This window comes from Thermophilibacter immobilis (assembly GCF_015277515.1).
GTDB lineage: Bacteria > Actinomycetota > Coriobacteriia > Coriobacteriales > Atopobiaceae > Thermophilibacter > Thermophilibacter immobilis.
This window is the reverse complement of record NZ_CP063767.1, coordinates 286,715-304,367: the sequence shown is the minus strand read 5'-3', so window position 1 is coordinate 304,367 and position 17,653 is coordinate 286,715. Positions and strand designations below refer to the sequence as shown.

General features: G+C 59.1%; 15 protein-coding genes and 1 tRNA gene. 2 read left to right on the top strand and 14 right to left on the bottom strand.

Features of this window, described 5'->3' with window-relative positions; genetic code table 11:
- Positions 1-4 precede the first annotated feature (4 nt).
- From INP52_RS01365 to INP52_RS01340, 6 genes are read right to left on the bottom strand one after another with little or no spacing between them, the layout of a single operon-like run.
- On the bottom strand, positions 5-2,047 hold the full coding sequence (locus INP52_RS01365) for a site-specific DNA-methyltransferase (RefSeq protein WP_194371739.1): 2,043 nt from the start codon (positions 2,045-2,047) through the stop codon (positions 5-7).
- A gap of 2 nt (positions 2,048-2,049) precedes the next feature.
- Positions 2,050-3,834, bottom strand: a complete 1,785-nt coding sequence (locus tag INP52_RS01360) for an ATP-binding protein (protein ID WP_194371737.1) — start codon at positions 3,832-3,834, stop codon at positions 2,050-2,052.
- The gene (locus INP52_RS01355) at positions 3,834-4,778 is read right to left on the bottom strand and encodes an SIR2 family protein (RefSeq protein WP_194371735.1); all 945 of its coding nucleotides are present in this window, start codon (positions 4,776-4,778) and stop codon (positions 3,834-3,836) included. Before INP52_RS01355 ends, INP52_RS01360 begins: the two co-directional genes overlap by 1 nt.
- Positions 4,779-5,393 (bottom strand): DUF4391 domain-containing protein, encoded by a 615-nt coding sequence (locus INP52_RS01350; protein ID WP_194371733.1) that lies wholly within the window; start codon positions 5,391-5,393, stop codon positions 4,779-4,781.
- Complete coding sequence (locus INP52_RS01345) at positions 5,390-8,617, bottom strand: helicase-related protein (RefSeq protein ID WP_194371731.1); 3,228 nt, start codon at positions 8,615-8,617, stop codon at positions 5,390-5,392. The genes INP52_RS01350 and INP52_RS01345 overlap by 4 nt, the downstream gene beginning before the upstream one ends.
- Positions 8,614-8,811 (bottom strand): hypothetical protein, encoded by a 198-nt coding sequence (locus INP52_RS01340; RefSeq protein ID WP_194371729.1) that lies wholly within the window; start codon positions 8,809-8,811, stop codon positions 8,614-8,616. The genes INP52_RS01345 and INP52_RS01340 overlap by 4 nt, the downstream gene beginning before the upstream one ends.
- Before the next feature lie 640 nt (positions 8,812-9,451).
- Here INP52_RS01340 and INP52_RS01335 point away from each other — a divergent pair.
- Together INP52_RS01335 and INP52_RS01330 are read left to right on the top strand one after the other, a co-directional pair.
- Entirely contained in the window at positions 9,452-9,658 is a 207-nt protein-coding gene (locus INP52_RS01335; protein WP_194371727.1) for a hypothetical protein, read from the top strand.
- A 13-nt stretch (positions 9,659-9,671) separates the two neighbouring features.
- Positions 9,672-9,941: a hypothetical protein gene (locus INP52_RS01330; RefSeq protein WP_194371725.1), complete on the top strand. Its 270-nt coding sequence runs from the start codon at positions 9,672-9,674 to the stop codon at positions 9,939-9,941.
- 250 nt (positions 9,942-10,191) lie between these two features.
- On the opposite strand, the gene INP52_RS01325 is transcribed toward INP52_RS01330, so the two are convergent.
- From INP52_RS01325 to INP52_RS01290, 8 genes are all read right to left on the bottom strand, one after another.
- Positions 10,192-10,268 (bottom strand) — tRNA-Met (locus tag INP52_RS01325).
- A 127-nt stretch (positions 10,269-10,395) separates the two neighbouring features.
- Positions 10,396-11,193: an HAD family hydrolase gene (locus INP52_RS01320; RefSeq protein WP_194371724.1), complete on the bottom strand. Its 798-nt coding sequence runs from the start codon at positions 11,191-11,193 to the stop codon at positions 10,396-10,398.
- A 139-nt stretch (positions 11,194-11,332) separates the two neighbouring features.
- A complete protein-coding gene (locus tag INP52_RS01315; RefSeq protein ID WP_194371722.1) occupies positions 11,333-11,869 on the bottom strand; it encodes a hypothetical protein in 537 nt (178 codons plus the stop codon).
- A gap of 9 nt (positions 11,870-11,878) precedes the next feature.
- Positions 11,879-13,165 carry a peptidase T gene (gene pepT, locus INP52_RS01310; RefSeq protein WP_194371720.1) on the bottom strand — a complete coding sequence of 429 codons (1,287 nt, stop codon included), beginning with the start codon at positions 13,163-13,165 and terminating at the stop codon, positions 11,879-11,881.
- 207 nt (positions 13,166-13,372) lie between these two features.
- Positions 13,373-14,359, bottom strand: a complete 987-nt coding sequence (locus INP52_RS01305; RefSeq protein ID WP_194371718.1) for a hypothetical protein — start codon at positions 14,357-14,359, stop codon at positions 13,373-13,375.
- Between the two features lie 489 nt (positions 14,360-14,848).
- Positions 14,849-15,628 (bottom strand): amino acid ABC transporter ATP-binding protein, encoded by a 780-nt coding sequence (locus tag INP52_RS01300; RefSeq protein ID WP_194371716.1) that lies wholly within the window; start codon positions 15,626-15,628, stop codon positions 14,849-14,851.
- Positions 15,621-16,274, bottom strand: coding sequence for an amino acid ABC transporter permease (locus INP52_RS01295; RefSeq protein ID WP_228478361.1), 654 nt, complete (start codon positions 16,272-16,274; stop codon positions 15,621-15,623). The genes INP52_RS01300 and INP52_RS01295 overlap by 8 nt, the downstream gene beginning before the upstream one ends.
- A gap of 74 nt (positions 16,275-16,348) precedes the next feature.
- Complete coding sequence (locus INP52_RS01290) at positions 16,349-17,215, bottom strand: transporter substrate-binding domain-containing protein (protein ID WP_228478360.1); 867 nt, start codon at positions 17,213-17,215, stop codon at positions 16,349-16,351.
- Positions 17,216-17,653 lie beyond the last annotated feature (438 nt).

The following is a 17,653-nucleotide window of genomic DNA, read 5'->3' as shown; positions in this document are numbered from 1 at the left end:
TCACCTATATGACCTTCCGCATGGTATCAGGGCTATAAGTCTTGAACAGCTCCTCGAAGTTCGCCTCAGTCGAATCGTTCGCCATGGACGCATCGCGGAACACGGCGTATACCGGCTTCCGTTTTGCAATCGCCTCGATGGTGTCGATACCGACGCTAGCGTCAAAGCATGCAAGCATCTGACCGTCGTTCACATCAAATATCCGCTTGCCGCAGAGGTCGAGCTCGTCGATCTTCGCGGACAGAGGAATACGGAACCTCGGCAGCACCTGAAAGAGCAGGTCTTCCGAAGTGCGTCCCTCCTTGAGGTTGTCCACGTACATTGCGAGAGCATCTTGAGAAAACTCTTCCGGATTCCGGTAAGTGTCGTTGAAGCTAGATGAGTCGATTTTCAGCACACGGAACCCGATGTCGGGCATGAACTTGGGGTCTTCGCCAATCTTAAGCTGCCGGTTTGAGATCTCGACCTCGGCGGCAATCTTCGTCCCAGCACGACGGATACGCTCCTTGCCGATGTCACAGAGCGTGTCGTACTGGCCGGTGGCAGCTTCGGGAATCTGCACAAGGATGAAGCGACGACTACCGCCGTCTTCAGTATTCTTGGCGATGACACCCTCCGCCATGCTGGCCGACCCCGAGAAGAAGTCGAGTACGAGTGAATCCTCATCGGTGGCGATATCGAGAATGCGCTTCATGAGACGTACGGGCTTTGGGGTGTCAAACGGAGCGGTGCCGTCAAAGAGGGCTTTGAGTCCCTTCTTCGCCTCGTCAGAGTGACCGACTTCGTCATAGAGCCAGAGATTGGTAATTATTCTACCTTGCGATTCATCAAGATAGCGCTTGCGTCGCATGCCTCCTCGTCCATTGCTGGTAAAGTAAAGCAGCGGCCAAGAACCCGCATCGTAACGCTCTCGCGCCATCTGTGTGGCTTCTTCTTGCGGCACTGAAAGCACAACACCTTTTATGTCCGCGCGAACCTCTGCATTTGAAATACCACATACTGATGCTCGCCGCTCTGCGTCACCCAGATCCTTAAGTTCGTAAGGAGCCCATTGGCGCATGATCTCCAATAGGCCGGGTTGTCCGATCCGCCAACAGGATCCTGTTGGCGGATACATCAACTCACCCGTAAACGGATGTTGGATAGCATATACCATCCCCTGATGCGTAGCAGCACCCGGTGCGGCCGGGTCCCCCGATGCCCACAGCGAACTGTCGCCATCGGGGGACCCGTAACCCGCATTCATCCCTTCGGTTCTTGGTAACCTTCCTGGTATCCATTCGCTCTGTTTGGAAAACACCAACAGGTGCTCAACCGTCACCGGTATTCCCTTAGAGTCGTTCCTCGGAGAATATGTGCGCTGCCAGGCGATATCGCCAACAAAGCAGCCAGCCCCGAACACCTCATCGCAAATTTTACGTAGGTTCATCGACTCATTGTCATCGATGCTAATGAATATAGCCCCATTACCCATTAGCAAGTCTCTCGCAAGCAACAGCCTTGGATACATCATCGAGCACCAGTCGGAGTGGAAGCGACCGTTGCTCTCAGGGTTCGCAACGAGCCTGCCGCCCTCCTCATCGTATTCATCACTAGCCTCTTCGTAGTCTTCGCGGCTCTGCGAGAAATCGTCGTCGTAGATGAAGTCATGGCCAGTGTTGTAAGGCGGATCGATATAGATGAGCCTGACCTTTCCCGCATAGGTCTCCCGCAGCAGCTTCAGGGCATCGAGGTTGTCACCCTCGATGTAGAGGTTCTGGGTCGTGTCCCAGTCCTTGCTCTCCTCGATGCAGGGACGAAGGGTCTTGTCACAGGGAGTGCGGGCTTCGAGTTTTGCAGTCGCCTTACCGGGCCAAGTAAACTGATAGCGCTCGCGTTGCCCTTCCGCAACATCGCCTAGGAGGTCACGTAGCGCATCGAAATCGATAGCGGTCTTGGAGACACCATCCTCATCCTTCATCTCTGTTGTGACAGAGGGGAACAGCTCGGCAAGACGGTTGATGTTCTCTTCCGCTAAGTCAGGTGTTGTAAGGCTAATTTTGTTCATAGTTAGAACTCCCGTTCTTGCGTTGTCGAGCTCTCGCTCAGAATTCCGTCTTCTCCAAATAAGTCCAAGTCACTGCTATTTGGCTGATTGTCTTTATTGAGCTGCTCGATGTACACAAACTGCGGCATATATAGGGATGGACCACTTACGATGCACTCTCCCTGCCCTAGAGCGCTGAGCATCGCCAGGCTTCCCTCGCCCATGAAGCTTACTGTCCTGCGTATACGTTCGATATCGTTTGGATTGACAAGCTTGTGGATAAAGTAGTTGTGGATTTGAGAGGTGATGGTCGGAGAGATGTCGCTTGGCCGCTGACTGGCAAGACAGAGGAACACGCCGAATTTGCGCCCCTCCTTGATCACGCGCTCAAAGATACGAAGCGTGCTGTCATGAACCAAGTCGGACTGCCCCGCATCATAGCCAAGAAGGTTGTGCGCCTCATCAATTACCAGCGTGGTTACCTGCTGTGGTGCACCGTTCCCCTTAGCCACTGCAGCATCCTGCATGACTAAATCTGCAAGCAAGGAAGGAAGCATCTCACGACTACTTGAGTTAACGTCGCCAAGCTGGATTACCGCTATGTTCTTGTTGCGGAACATAGCTGAAAGCGGAATCCCAGCGCTGTGCGCAAATAGCTTCCCAAGGTCTCGAATAACTGCCTTTGCTCGTGGCAGAAGCGGCTGCACAAACTCGAAGTTAATCCCACTCTCTGCAGCGCGAGCAACTTCGATAGTGAGGAAAAGATAGAACTCCTCCAAGTGAGTAACAGATGGAGCAATGCTGATAGTGTCAATATCGCTATCGGCGTTAATATATCTTCCAGCAATATGCCCGCCTGCAGTCTTAGCGTAGTAGAAACTTTGGGTTACGCTGTTATAGGAAAAATCTTCAATCCCAACGACCAGACTCTCACAGTAATTCCGCAGCGCAAAGAACAGAGTGTTCCGTTTATCTACAAGAGATTGGCGAAGCTCGGCAATAAAATCATTTTGCGTGCTGTTTTTCCACCTATAGAAAGCGCGCCTTACAATGGGCATCTGGGTCTTCTGGGTTGCGCGCAGAATTGTCCCCCAGCTGTCCTCACTGAGAGCATCGACGTCGAGGGGGATGCCAGCGTCAGATGTCCCTGCTGGAACCCGCGTATTCAGATGGTAAACAACCTTCTGGTCATAAGGAACTATGGCATCTCCGCCATACTCGTTGTTTAGATCGAAAACGATGATTCTCGCTTTGGGGTTACCCTGAGCGAACAGCTGAGTGTACTTATTGATAATGCTGGCAAGCGTGTTCGACTTACCACTGCCAGTGTTGCCAAACACGCCTATGTGGCTAGCCATCAACTTTCCAGCGTCGATGTACACGGAATTAGTCTCATCGAAAAGGCTGCGGCCGATTCTCATGGGTTTCGCACCATGAGACGAGTAAAGCATTGCCAACTCATCACCGCCTAGTGTCTCAATGCTAGCGCCAACGATGGGAAGGCAGCGAAGGCCACCCTTGAAGATGCCATTCGCAATGTGTCCGCGCACCTCGAGATCAACTACAAAAGCTCCGACTGGTGCCGCCTGATCAGCCTTTGCAACAGTATTGGTTTTGTCGAACTCGGCCTCATGTTCGCCCACGATCTGACAGATAACGCTATCGAGGCCAACGCCGGTCTTTACAAAGGAGTTGATACGCGGTGACACTACGGGTTTACCATTCTTCACAAGAAACGGCTGCAGCCGCTCATAGAAGGTGGCTGAGACCCGTATGCCATCAACCTTCGTTACTCGTCCTACTTTCATTAGGCCATCGCCTGCTCAAAGAGATTTGCAAGGGTCGCCGTCGTGTCGCAAGGGTTAGCGGAATTCGCTGGAGGGATTGCAATTACCCTGTCCTTCAACTTGTCTGGCAGAAGCTTGCTATCTCCCGCCTCGTATTGCGGCCACATGACCGTTAATCCGTTATCGATGGCACTATCTATAGCATCGTTTATATGCTCATCCGACCACGAATATCCAATAACAAAGAGTGCAGCATTCTTGCGCAACAGCTCGCCCTTCATGGCAAAAAGGGTTTCGTAGAAGTTTGAGATGACACTTCCGAGCTTATCCTGACCCGGGAACACGATGTCGTCTGCATCAAGCACTCGATTTGCATTAACGGAGCCATGAAGCTTGTACACCGCAAAAGTTGGCACGAAGGCGCGCTTTCCGGTGTCATAGCCGACAACGTCAAATGGAAGAAAGGACTTCGTTTCTTTCTTCAGCGCATAGTTAAAAAAGCCAGATGCATCGAGGAGCTCCTCGATGATGCGATCGTAGTTCAAAGTAAAGACATTTACGCGTTTGCTCTCGGGATGCCTGTTTTCCGCCAAGCTCACAGCCTTGTGAGTTGCCTTCAAGAGATTCTGGAGATTAACAAGTGAGGGATGAGTAAGCGAGTAATCTTGCTTACTGTTGAATTCTTCGACAAACTTGTCTAGAACTTGTCTGCGCTTATTATCGTCATCACAACTCTGCAGGGCTTTTTCTATTCCATCAGCATAAGGAAGACCAAGTTGTTTCAGCTCGGTAATAGTGTCTGTAAAGTTATCAAATGATGGAATCGCTCCCCTTGGACCGCCATTGACGCCAGCGCCAAAGAGGAAGTTTATGTTGCAAGAACCAAGGACTTTGTGAAACAGGGACATAAGGTCATCCCCATCGCTCTCCGCATCGGTTCTGTTTTCGTGAAAGTCCACTGCCATCTAGTTGCCTCTCCCGGAGTCATCAATTGACCGAAGTTCGAGTTTCTTTGCCTTGAGCTGAGCAAAGAGCTCATTCTTGCGGTTGATTTGCTCTGTCGTCCTGCAGGCGGCATCAAGCTTCTCTATTTCAGCCTCGAGATCAGTTCTTCGCTTTGTTTGATTGATTCTTGTATCTACGTCTGACCCATCCATGGTTCCGAACACGATCTGCGCACAGAACGAATCCCAGACGTCATCGAGCGTGGGGCCCCTCATCACGAGCTTCTCCAAGCTTGGTGCGGAGTGCGTCCCCTGACGGTGGATGACGAGCCGCTGTGCCTCACCCTCCTTGCAGACGAACACCATGCTGTGCTGGTTGGCCTGTTCGATAGCGAGGAGAACCGCATCTGAGACCGGCTCGCCCTTGGACGCGATCTCCATGATAAGGATCTCGTGGACGTTCTCACCGTCAAGGACGTTCGCCGTGGTCGTCTTTATGCTGTTGGCGATAACGATACGCTCCACCTGGGACACAAACTGCCCCTTGGTCTTCCTGTTCAGCTTCAGGTTGCCGTAGAACGCCTCCTTGGGAAGGCGACGGTCGACCTCGGTCGTCGATGGAAGACCCAGCATCATCTCACCACCAGAAAGCAGATGAGCTCGAAATCGTCGAGTCCCGCGACTTCGTTCTCCAGAAAGCTCGTCGTACCCTCTCCGAAGAAGCTCGCCACGTCGTTCTCATCCTTGACCTCAATGATCGAGGCGATGGCGTCTTCGAGGAGCTTGGACGCGGAGGACATGTCGCGTCCGTCCCTCGTAAACCTGTTGTAGCTCTTGCAGAGGGCCGCATCCGGTTCGTCCTTGCCGCGGCAGAGGACGCGCATCCAGTCGAGGTTCGCCTTCGGCTGCAGGTGGGTGCAGAGCACCTCGCCGTCATCTCTCACATACACGAGATAGAAAGGGTGCAGCTGGTTTCTGCCCTTTATCTGCTGGTCATCGGTCACGTTGCGCAGCACGAACAGTATCCCCGACTCGTCGCCCCTGACGACGGCATGTATGCCATGCGGCATGTTCTCGATATCGGGGTTCTCGTCGTGATAGGAGAGCAGGTCCATGCGGAACTCGTTCAGGCCGAGATCGGTGATGGAAACGCCGCCGGACACGTCCTCCAGGTCGATGACCTCATCCTGCATCTGGCGCAGCTGGCGCTCGCGGTACTCCAGGTCACCCGTCTCCTCCTCGTTGATGTAGTCGTCATCACCCGTGGAGGTGAGCACCGCCGCGCGCATGCGCGCCTCGACGCGTTCCTTCAGCCTTATGTACTCGTCGAGTTCGACATCGGGCCAGTAGTTGACAAGCTGGATGCGGGCGTTCTTCGACCCGATACGGTCGATGCGCCCGAAACGCTGGATGATGCGCACGGGGTTCCAGTGGATGTCGTAGTTGATGAGGTAGTCGCAGTCCTGCAGGTTCTGGCCCTCGCTTATGCAGTCGGTGCCGATGAGGATGTCGATGTCGTGATGCATCTCCGGGTAGACGACATCGCGCTCCTTCGAGAGAGGAGAGAAGCAGGTGAGCAGCATGTTCATGTCACCCGGGATCTTCTTGACGGTGCTCCTCGGCGTGCTCTTGCCGGTGACGATGGCAGTCTCAAGCCCGAGCCTTTCCTTGGCGAACCTCGAGACATGCTCGTAGAGATAGTCGGCAGTGTCCGCGAAGGCCGTGAACACGAGCACCTTCCTGTTGCCCTCGTTGATGGGGTTCGCGACCTTGCCAGCGATCGTCTCGCAGAGGTCCTTGAGCTTGGCATCGTTCTCCGGCGTGATGTCGGCGATCATGGACACCAGCAGCTCGAGCGTCTCCCTGTCCTTTGCCAGGTCCCGTTGCCAGGAGAGGTAGTCCATGTCGGCTATCTCGACCTTCGTCTTCCCGCCCACCTCGAACAGCGGCAGCCCCTCGTCATCGAAGTCGAGGTCGTCGTACTCGTCATCGAACCCGTCGCTCACCTCACCGCTCTTGGTGGCGATGTAGGCGTCCACGGCCCGCTCCGCCGCCTCGACGGTGGAGAGCACCTTGGAGAGCGTCAGCGAGAAGGAGCGGACCGAGCTCTCGAGACGCTTGAGGAGGTTCGTCTGCATGAGCTTGCGGATGCCCCATTCGCGACCCTTGATGGAGAGGTTCCTGCCGTTCGACCCCTCGTAGTTCCCCATCCTGCTCGGAAGGATGTAGGCGGATGGCATATAGACCACAAGCGAAAGGGAGTCCAGCTCCGCATATATCTCGTGGTAGTTGATGGCGCCCTCGAGGTCCGTGAGCTTCGCTCGTTTGGATATGGGCTTGTTGCGCTGCGGGAACGCACCGAGCGCCTCCATGTCGTAGTGGCGCTGTATGTGCTTGCGGGAGCGGGCGACGGTCACCTCGTCGAGGATCGTGAAGAAGTCGAAGCTCAGCATGTCGGTGAGCGCGTCGGTGGTCCTCTCGTCGGGCGGCAGCTTCGTCCAGGCGTTGTAGGCCTTCTGGGCGTTGCGGAACACGGTGTCGACGTCCGAGGAGAGGTCGAGCTTGCCCGCCCAGTTCGCCTTGTCCCCCTCATAGGCGAGTGCAAGCTGGTTCTTGAGATCGTTGAAGCGGTTGTTCACCGGAGTGGCGGAGAGCATGAGCACCTTGGTCTTCACGCCCTGACGGACGATGCGGTTCAGAAGGCGCAGGTAGCGGTTCTCCCTGTCGCCGTTCTTGCTGGCGGTATCTGCGCCGTTGCGGAAGTTGTGCGACTCGTCGATGACGACGAGGTCGTAGTTTCCCCAGTTGATGCGCTCGATGGGAAGCCCGCAGCAGGTGTCGCCGTGCTCGCGCGAGAGATCGGTATGGTAGAGCACGTCATAGCGCAGACGGTCCTGCGCTATGGGGTTGTTGACGAGGTTGCCGCGAAAGGTCATCCAGTTGTCCGCAAGCTTCTTGGGACAGAGCACCAGCACGTTGCGGTTCCGGGACTCGTAGTACTTGATGACGGCAAGCGCCGTGAACGTCTTGCCGAGGCCCACGCTGTCGGCGAGGATGCAACCGTTGTAGGTCTCGAGCTTGTTGATGATCGATATCGCGGCATCCCTCTGGAAGTCGTAGAGCTTGCCCCAGATGGCCGACTCCTTGAAGCCGGTGCCCTCGTTGGGGAGCACGTCCTCTGAGATGTCGTCGAGGAACTCGCTGAAGATATTGAAGAGCGCCGAGTAGTAGACGAGCTCGGGCGGATTCTCGCGGTAGACCGTCGTTATGGACTCGATGACCTGCTCGGTCACGTCCTCCACCGCGCTGTCGTCCCATGCCTCGTCGAACATCCGCAGAAGATCGGTGGAGGCGGGGGCGTCCTGCCGCATGATCATCTGGAAACGTGACGAGGACGGCTTCGTGCCGAGGCCGCTTGTGGTGAACTCGTCGAAGGGCGCATACACGTAGCTGTCGTCTGCCGACTCCACTTCGAGGAAGCTGTTCATGGACTGCTCGCTGTGGAACGACTTGAACCGCGCCTTGCGGCGTATCCAGTCGGCGCATTCACGTGCGATCGTGCGCTGCGTGAGCTCGTTTCGGAGCTTTATCTCGAACTGTGTGCCGTAGAGGCTCCGCTCGCGGTTGAGCCGGGGGATGTAGAACTCGCGCTGCTCCTTGTTACCCTTGCCCCCAAGGAAGGTCGGGGAGGTGTAGATGAAGCGGAACTCGCTAAGGCCGTCCAGCTGCGTCTCGAGCTCCTGATACGCGTAGATGGAGAAGTAGGCGGAGGCGACGGAGAGTCTGTCGCCCGTCAAAAGACGTGCAGTCAGATCATCGCGGACGATGCGAGCCCTGTTGTCGAACGACTCGACCGTCATTTCCGCATTCCCTGGCCCTTCTTGCTGGCGACTATCCTGTCCGTCAGCATGCTGGAGATGAGAGAGCTGATGCTCGTGCAGTTGTCCTCCGCGAGCTGTCTCACCTCGTCCTTCATCTCCGGCGTCACGGCGAAGTTTATCCGTTCGGTCTTGTTCCCGTTGAGAACCCGCTTCCGCAATTCCTGTTCGTTCATCCTGCCTCCCGTGACTCGAACGGCCGATGTTTGGTGATGAGCTACCCCGTTACACAAACTTTGTTAAAGAGTTTAACATGGTTTTCAGACATAACACTCCTCTAGCTCAAGTTTTGTTGATTTGTCCAACGCATGCCAAGCTCGCGACCTTTAATTGCCTGCTTCGCAAGGGCGGGAGAAGCGATGCGCGATGGTGTGCCAAGATCCGTCAGGTCAGAGAAACCAGAGAAGCAAGCTGCCTATGGCGTACACACACGTGCGCACGCCATAGCTTGGTCTCGGCCGCGCGGCTTCACCGGTCCCCCAGGAGAAATGGGGCTCCTAGGGGCAATACGCGCTCAAGGTGGCCGGTTTACCGTCGTTTCCGCTGGTCACGCGATAAACTGTGCGGGGGATGCCCCGCGCCCCTGAAGGCAAGGCTTCGAACCCGAAGGAACAACATGGAGGGCCAGTCGAGAAGGATCTTCATACGCGTGTCGGACGCCGAATATGACGGCACGCGTGACCTTGCGACCTCCATGGACCTCACCGTATCCGCTCTGATACGTCTGCTCCTGCGGCTGCCGGCCTCTTCGATACGGAACGACGAGAGTGCCGACACCTTCGTCGTCCTCGACACTAAGACCGCCTCGCACGTGAGATGCGGCGCTGGGGATACCATTACAACCAGTCGGTCCACGCGCTCAACTCCATAGCCCATTATCTGCGCCTCGGTGAGGCCGATGCCAACGATGCCCTGGATGCGCTCGAGACCGTGCGCGGGAGAATCCACGAGCTCGATGGTGGAGTCAGAGCGCTTCGCAAGGAGATGCATGCGATGACCGACAAGATCATCGTGGAGCGATAGCGATGGCGCGCCCATGCCCATCATCAAGCTCGTCTCCGGCCACACGGGATGCGGCAGGGCGCGCCGCTACCTCATCCGACAGGACCGAGCCCTCGGTGCCGACTACCTGAACCTGGATACCGAGAACATGCCTCAGGAGAAGGAGACGCTCATCGCCTTCGACTGGGCCGCACGCATAGACCTCAATCGACATGAGGCAGGAAACGACCTCCCTGGCAGAGCCCTTCATTCCAGCAAGGGGAGCAGCGGAGAGCACGTGCCCCTCCACGATTCATCGGTCTAATGGAGTGATCTGGTGGTCTGCTTAGTATCTTGGCAGGGGCCTACAAAAAAAGATCGGAGCCACATAGCCGTTGAACTCGCACTTTTAATGGACGTTAGTAGATTCGAGCCTTTGGCCTTTTCCGTGTCAGAAAAACTGTTTGAGCAGGCTCCATGCTTTGCTGCGGAAAACTACATGCAGTATTCACCAGCAAATCTCTCTTGAGATGAGAAAACAGGCCACCGGACTTAGCCGATGACCTGCATGTTTTTGGTCGCGGGGGCAGGATTTGAACCTACGACCTTCGGGTTATGAGCCCGACGAGCTACCAGACTGCTCCACCCCGCAATATTGGGCGCGCGTGTGCGCAGTTGAATAGTATGCCAAGGAGTCAGTCTGAAATCAAGCCTGTGGAACAGTCTCCACAACTTTCTTCTTGGCTGGTCTCGAGCCCCGAGCTACGCCTACCGCACCTCTACGAGAGCTCCTCGAGCAGTCTTCGCATGATCTTTTGCACCGCGTGCTCCCGGTTGCTCCCGATGACTTGCTGTGCGATCTGCTTCACGGCATAGCGCGCGTTCTCCATCACGTAGGGATGGCCCACGTAACGCAGCATGGAATAGTCATTCATGGAATCCCCGAAGGCCAGGGTTTCTTCTCGCTTGATGCCGTAGTAGTTCAGGATCTGCTCCAGTCCCGTCGCCTTGCTCACGTGGCGCGGCGTGACGTCAATCCAGCTCGAGCCACTGGGAAGAAACGTGAACAGTTGGGAAAGCTCGCGTTCCATCACGTAGGCCATGTCCATGATCTGATCGGGTCGGTCGCAACAGACGGCAGCCTTGATGATGCTCACGTCCGGCGAGGGCGGGTCGTAGACACTTTGCGCATCAGGCAGGTCCTTGTCGAGCTCGCGCAGGTAAGCACTCTGGTCGTTGAGAAGATAGGTGTGCGTGGCATCATAGAGAGCCAGATGCAAACAGTCAAAGAGCTGGCAGGTCTCAAAGAGGCGTCGCACGGCAAGCGTCGAGAAGACCTCGCGGTCCAGAAGCTGCCCGTCCGCGTGGACCTGTGTGCCCAACGAGGCCACATAGTCCATCTCGTCAGCTACCGGCTCGAAGAACCATCGAAGGGTGTCATAGCGCCGCCCCGAGCTTGCCACGAAGATGACGCCCCTCTGACGCAGCTCGTGGATGAGCCCGAAGGTCTCGGCGGGGACCTCGGAGTTCTCGTCGAGCAGCGTTCCGTCCATGTCCGACGCGATGAGCCTGATCATCTGCCCTCTCCCTTCAGAAACGCGGGCATCTCGCCCGCCCTTGTCCCCCGTACGATTTCGAAGCGCGCGTCAGCCATACCCCCGTCCGCGCTTGCCCCCCACTCCATAGCATGTTGACCTCTGATCACGGCAAGCCTTTCTAGAGGGGGTGCGGCAGCACGTCGAAGCGGTCGATGCGCATGAGGATCTGCTCCACGTCCACGATGCCGCTCAGCGTGGCAACGCGTCGGCCGCCCGCCCAGATACCCAGGTTGCGATAGCCCGACCCCTTGCGAAACCCAATCCATTCCAGACGCTCGATTTCCTCATAGCGCACCCAGACGTCCGGGCCAAGAAGCGGCGTCACGGCCAGGCACTCCTCGAATGTTGAGACCTTGTAGCGCCCAAGGCACCACCACATGACGAAGCCGCTCACCACGAACGCGTCGAAAAAGACGAGGACCCAAACCGGGTCAACGAGAAAGACGCGCAGAGCGCAGAGCCCAGCCAGGGCGAGCCCAAAGACGCCCGCGAACACCATCGCAAGAACGAGCGCTCTCGTGAAGGCGACCGGAACGACGTAAGTGTCATGGTGGCTGTGGTGGCGCTCGGAGATGCGGACGTTGCCCACGTGCTCCAGCACGAGGGCAACGAGCGGCACCATCACCGCGGAGACAGCGAGAAGAATGAGCCCCACGAACGCCCCCTAACTCTTCGTCGACGCCGGCGCCGATGCTGGCACCCCGGCGAACTTGGCCACGAGGCGCTCGAGCAGGTCGACCGTGAGCTCGAGGCTGCGCACGGGGACGAACTCCCTGATCGAGTGCGCGTTATAGCCTCCCGTGGCTATGTTGGGACACGGCAGGCCGCGAAACGTGAGCTGGGCTCCGTCGGTGCCCCCGCGGGCCGGCACCGCCACGGGCTCTATGCCCACCTCGCGGTTGGCCTCGAGCGCGTAGTCGATGAGCTGCTGGTCATTGGGGCCGAACTTCTCGGCCATGTTGCGATACTGCTCCTTGATGCTCACGGTGACGGTATCCGCGCCGTAGCGGTCGTTCAGGAAGGCAGCCACGTCGCGCATGGTCTTCTCGCGGCGTGCGAAGTCCGCGGCGTCAAAGTCGCGCAGGATATAGGTCAGCGTAACGTCAGAGGCGCTGCCCGAGATGCCCGTAGGATGATAGAAGCCCTCGCGACCCTCGGCATGCTCGGGGCGCTCGGAGGCGGGAATCATCCGCTCGAACTCCGAGGCCACCGTGATGGCGTTGACCATGACGTTCTTGGCGCTGCCGGGGTGGACCATCACGCCACGCACGCGAACGGTGGCCTCGCTGGCCGAGAAGCACTCGTAGTTGAACTCCCCCAGGGCCTCGCCGTCCACGGTGTAGCCCCAGCGCGCGCCCAGGGCGCCCAGGTCCAAAAGGCTCGCTCCGTGACCAATCTCCTCGTCCGGGACAAAGGCAACCTTGAGCGTGGGATGCGGCAGCGCGGGATTGGCGACAAGGCGGGCCAGAAGGGCGCAGATCTCGGCGACGCCCGCCTTGTCGTCTGCCGAGAGGAGCGTCGTGCCGTCGGAGCAGACGATGTCCTGGCCGACGAAGTCCGCGAGGTCGGGGACCTGCTCGAGCGTGGTGACCACCGGCTCGCCGTCGACGAGGCCATGGACGAGGTCACCTCCCTCGTAGTGGACGATGTGCGGGCGGACGCCCGACGCGGGTGCGTCAAAGGAGCTGTCGATGTGTGAGCACAGCATGAGCGCCGGTCGGTCCTCCGCACCTGCCGATGCCGCGAAGCTGCCCGTGACGTAGGCGTGCTCGTCGACCCGGACGTCCGTGCAGCCTAGGGTTCGCAGCTCCTCGCCCAGCATGCTGGCCATCTCGTGCTGTTGGGGAGTGGACGGCGTCTGATCCTCGTTGTTCGGATCGGACTGGGAGTCCACCCGCACGTAACGCATGAAGCGCTCGACGACGTCTGAGAGCTGAGAGTTCTCGCCCATGTGGCGTTCCTTTCGTCTGGTTCGGTGCCGAGCCCGAGCCTCGGGCTCACGGCCACCAGCCTAGCGCATGGCATGCATGCGTGCACGCGTGTTCGGCGATGGGTGCGCCCCGTTCTGCCAGGTTGGACATCCTGACTCGAAACGAATGCAAACGCCCAGTTGGCACAGATGGTTATGCTCGCGTCTGTCCAATCCGGCATATCCCGCCTACCGTCGACGCTCCCTTGCCTTCGTCACCCACCCACGAGGATGCCTCGGGATGCCATAGCTTTCCAACAGGCGGGAGAAGCCCCGGTCGTCGCACACGTCGACAAAGCGGAAGTGCATCGGCGTTATGCCGAGAAGCGCAAGCCGAGAATCACGAATCGCCTGGTCGATGAGGACGTCGGTCGCACCACGCCCACCGTTCATCGACTCGTCGGCATACTTGTCGAATCCGTCGAGCTCGCCTGCAACCGTTCGGCCGTCAGGCGTCTGCCAAAGGAAGTCGGGGCGAATCGACCGCCCGCGCTCCATCGGATCGGCGAAGCTCACCTGTAGGTCGGGCACCGCGAACCCGAGTTCGATCATCGCGGCACGCGCGAACGACTCTCCCCCGTTCTCGGAGCGCCCGTCGGCAAAGGCTGCCGTGATGCGAGCCTGACGAACGCCCTTGCACCCACGGTGGCGCACCGCGATGGCATCGACGAGCCCGTCTGCGCAGCCACCGGTCATCCGCAGGTAGGAATCCGCGATGGGCAGCCCCCGCCTGAATCCCAGCGACGACAGGCACTCGTAGACGCAACGCTCCAGCGGGGACACCCGGATTCCGTCCACGACCTCATACTCGCAAGTGCCCGTCGACCCCACGTAGTCAAAGACGACGAGACTGCGGTTTCGATCCAAGGCACTTCTCGCCACTGCCACATGAACTTGGCCCGACAGGTCGAAGGACACGTCCAGCCCATGGACAAGGGCCGCAGACACGCCGCAGAAGACCCAGGTCCCGTGTTGGCGAGAAAGGCCGCGCATCAGATGGAGCGCACGTTGGTTGGGGTTGAGCCTCTCCCAAGTCACCCGTCGCAGGTACAGGTTCGTGGCTGGCGAGATGAGGCCGTCGGCTTCGAGATGGCGGCGGAGCAGCTGCCGGCTGGCGGCGGAGCGAGGCGCAACGCAGGTCTCGAGTGCCTCTGCCGCGTAATACAGCCTGTCCAACTTCCTGCTTGGTCGCGTCATGGTAGCCCCAAACCGTTCGCATCGAAGGTGCCACCACTATTCGCCTGTCACTGCCACGGCGAGGAGACGTTTCTGCCACGGTCGGCGCCTTCAGTGTCAGATAACCTGCCGGTCGGCGTGGCTTGTCCGACAGCTCCTCGCGATGCCGTGATATCTAGACCCCCAATCGAAACGATCGAGGACCATTGCCACTCTGGCTCGCGCTGGGTTTGCCTACCAGGTGAATGCGCGGCATCGCATCTGCCAGGTTGGACACTCGGAAGTGAAACCTTCGCAAAGGCGCAGGTCACGCGATAGGTTATGCTCCTATCCGTCCAAGCTGGCAACTCTGGGAGCAACAGGGGGGCTCGGATGCCAGGTTGGACGTTAGGATTCGAAACGTATGCGAATGCCCAGTTGGCGCAAGAGGTTACGCTCGCGGTTGTCCAAGCTGTCACGCAGCAGCCCCAACGGGATGCCGCAGCCCCCCTAGTCGGCCGAGAGGCTGAGGAAGATGCGCGAGCGCTCGTCGCGCGGGTGCTCGAGCAGCTGCTCCGGACTGCCATCCTCGACGATCTGGCCGTCGAACAGCAGGCAGACGCGGTCCGACACCGTCTGCGCGAAGCCCATCTCATGCGTGACGATCCCGACCGCCATGCCCTTGTCTGCCAGCTGGCGAATGAGGTCGTGCATGTCCTTGGTCAGCCTGGGGTCAAGCGCGGACGTTGCCTCGTCGAAGTACATGACATCCGGGTTCATGCACAGCGCCCGCGCGATGGCAACGCGCTGCTGCTGCCCGCCCGAGAGCTGGCAGGGGACCTTGTCGGCATGTTCCGCGAGGTCGAGCGTTGCGATAAGCTCGCGTGCCTGGGATTCGACCTCCATGCGATCCCTCCCCTGGACCACGACCGGCGCGTCCATGACGTTCTGCAGCACCGTGCGGTGCGGGAAGAGGTTGTAGTCCTGGAAGACGAGGCCAAAACGCATGCGTGCAGCCCGCATCGCGGCCCTGTCGTAGCGCGCCCCGTCATCGCCGGAGCAGACCACGAGGTCGCCGTAGCTGATGCTGCCCTGGTCGAGGGTATCGAGAAGGGTGAGGCAGCGCAGCATCGTGGACTTTCCGGCCCCCGACGGGCCGATGAGCGAGACGACCTCGCCGCGACCGATCGAGAAGTCGACCCCGCCCAGCACCTCTCGTCCACCGAACGACTTCCTGGCACCGGACACGCGGACGGCCGCCCCGGGCCTATCGGCACTCGCACTAGTCATGGTAGTAGTCCAGCCTCTTCTCGGCGCGGCGCAGCATAAACTCGATGGCCAGGCAGGTAAGCCAGTAGATGCCCGCGGCAATGGCGAAGGGCAGCATGCTGCGCTGGCTCGCCACGAGCGCACGACCGACGGTGAACATCTCGGAGACCCCGATCGAGAACGCGAGGGAGGTGTCCTTGACCAGCGTCACGACCTCGTTGCCCATGGCAGGCAGGATTCTCTTCACCATCTGCGGCAGCACGATGCGCACGAAGGTCTGCCCACGCGAGTAGCCGAGCACCTCGGCCGCCTCGTACTGACCGCGCGGGATGGACTGGATGCCAGACCGGTAGATCTCTGCGAAGTAGGCGGCATAGTTGACCACGAAGGCGACGATGCACGCCGTGAACATGAAGTCCGGGCCGGTCTGCAGGCCGAAGCCGTAATATGGCAGGAAGAACACGGCGAACATCTGCAGCATGAGCGGGGTGCCGCGCATGACCGAGATGTACAGGCCCATGAGGATGGCGAGGGGTCGGAAGCGCGAGAGTCGTCCGAGCGCGACCAGGATGCCCAGGGGGACCGCCCCCAGCAGGGTGAGCGCAAAGATGACGATCGAGGTCCCGTACCCCGAGACGAGCATTGAGAGCATGGTGGAGACGTCCACGGGCACCTTCCAGGAAGCTTGCGGCAGAATCCGACGCTCACACGGACGCCGGCGAGAAGTTCGTTGGCTGGGGACTACGCCTTGGGCAGGCACCAGGCGGTGTAGGAGACGCCCTGGCCGGCGTACTTGTTGCAGATCTCCTCGACCTTGCCCTCGGCGTCGAGCTTCTGGAGATCGGCCTCGACCTTGGCGGCAAGCGCCTCGCTGCCGAGCGCGAAGCCGATACCGAAGTGCTCGGAGTTGAGTGACTCGTCGAGCATCGCATACTCGTCGGTCTTGTCACCGATGTTGAAGACCGCAACCGGGTAGTCGACGGCGATGGCATCATAGCTGCCTTGGCCAAGCATCATGAAGCCGGTGTTGTAGTCGCCGATCGTGTCGAGCTTGGCGAAGCTCGCACCGAGGTCGGCCTGCGCCCCGCCGTCGACGAGCAGGTAGTACGCCGCCGAGTCGGTCTGGGTCACGACGTTCTTGCCGGCGAGGTCGGCGAGGCTCGTGATACCGGAGTCGGAGCGCACGACGACGACCTGGCGGTTCTCCATGTAGGCGTCGGTGAAGGCGTAGTCCTTCTCGCGGCCCTCGATGGTGAGGCCGTTCCAGATGCAGGTGATCTGGCCGGAGTTGAGCATCGCGTCCTTGGAATCCCAGTTGATGGGGGTCGGCTTGAACTCCCAGCCCTCCATCTCGCAGACGGCGGTGGCAAGGTCGATGTCGAAGCCGGTCGGGTTGCCGTCATCGCCGATGTAGCCGTACGGCGGAAACTCCTGGTCGAAGCCGAGGACGAAGGGTCCGGCGAAGGTCGCCGACGATGCTGGGGCGGCAGACGAGGTCGAGCTGCCGGCTCCACTCGAGCCACAGCCCGCGAGTGCGAGGAATGCGGAGGCGGAGAGTGCGCCGCCGGCGATGTTCAGGAACTGTCGACGACCGAGGCTGCTGTTCATGGTAGGTCCCTTCATTGCGGTGACGTCCGACTGCGTTACTTTATCACACTAAAGTGCCTGCGGGCCGTTCTTCTCGACTCATAGTGCATGCGGAACCAAAATGTAACGTTGCGGATGGCCGTTCGGGTCTTTTGTGCACTGTGACGCCTATTTTGGTACGGGTCATGGCTCTCTCCTCGCCCAACCGCACCGACGGACGCAGGTGATGCCCCCCTCTCTCTCTTCCGCTGATAGTGCATCTAGGACTCGAACCGGTCACAGCCCAGCCCTCGTCCGGGCACATGTGCACTATGAGGCGGAATAGGGAATGCCCCCTCGCCGAGAGAGACGACCGCCCCTCGAATCGAAACGCCGGCACTGCCTCCCGGGTGCGACACTCGGACGACCCCCACCCATACCATTCCAGGCAGCCTCGCGACTGCCTTCCATGGAGGTGCG

Bases quoted from the DNA above. Each gene is read 5' to 3' on its own strand.
- INP52_RS01365 (WP_194371739.1), bottom strand. From the start codon at position 2,047: ATGAACAAAATTAGCCTTACAACACCTGACTTAGCGGAAGAGAACATC.
- INP52_RS01360 (WP_194371737.1), bottom strand. From the start codon at position 3,834: ATGAAAGTAGGACGAGTAACGAAGGTTGATGGCATACGGGTCTCAGCC.
- INP52_RS01355 (WP_194371735.1), bottom strand. From the start codon at position 4,778: ATGGCAGTGGACTTTCACGAAAACAGAACCGATGCGGAGAGCGATGGG.
- INP52_RS01350 (WP_194371733.1), bottom strand. From the start codon at position 5,393: ATGATGCTGGGTCTTCCATCGACGACCGAGGTCGACCGTCGCCTTCCC.
- INP52_RS01345 (WP_194371731.1), bottom strand. From the start codon at position 8,617: ATGACGGTCGAGTCGTTCGACAACAGGGCTCGCATCGTCCGCGATGAT.
- INP52_RS01340 (WP_194371729.1), bottom strand. From the start codon at position 8,811: ATGAACGAACAGGAATTGCGGAAGCGGGTTCTCAACGGGAACAAGACC.
- INP52_RS01335 (WP_194371727.1), top strand. From the start codon at position 9,452: ATGCGGCGCTGGGGATACCATTACAACCAGTCGGTCCACGCGCTCAAC.
- INP52_RS01330 (WP_194371725.1), top strand. From the start codon at position 9,672: ATGCCCATCATCAAGCTCGTCTCCGGCCACACGGGATGCGGCAGGGCG.
- INP52_RS01320 (WP_194371724.1), bottom strand. From the start codon at position 11,193: ATGATCAGGCTCATCGCGTCGGACATGGACGGAACGCTGCTCGACGAG.
- pepT (WP_194371720.1), bottom strand. From the start codon at position 13,165: ATGGGCGAGAACTCTCAGCTCTCAGACGTCGTCGAGCGCTTCATGCGT.
- INP52_RS01300 (WP_194371716.1), bottom strand. From the start codon at position 15,628: ATGACTAGTGCGAGTGCCGATAGGCCCGGGGCGGCCGTCCGCGTGTCC.
- INP52_RS01290 (WP_228478360.1), bottom strand. From the start codon at position 17,215: ATGAACAGCAGCCTCGGTCGTCGACAGTTCCTGAACATCGCCGGCGGC.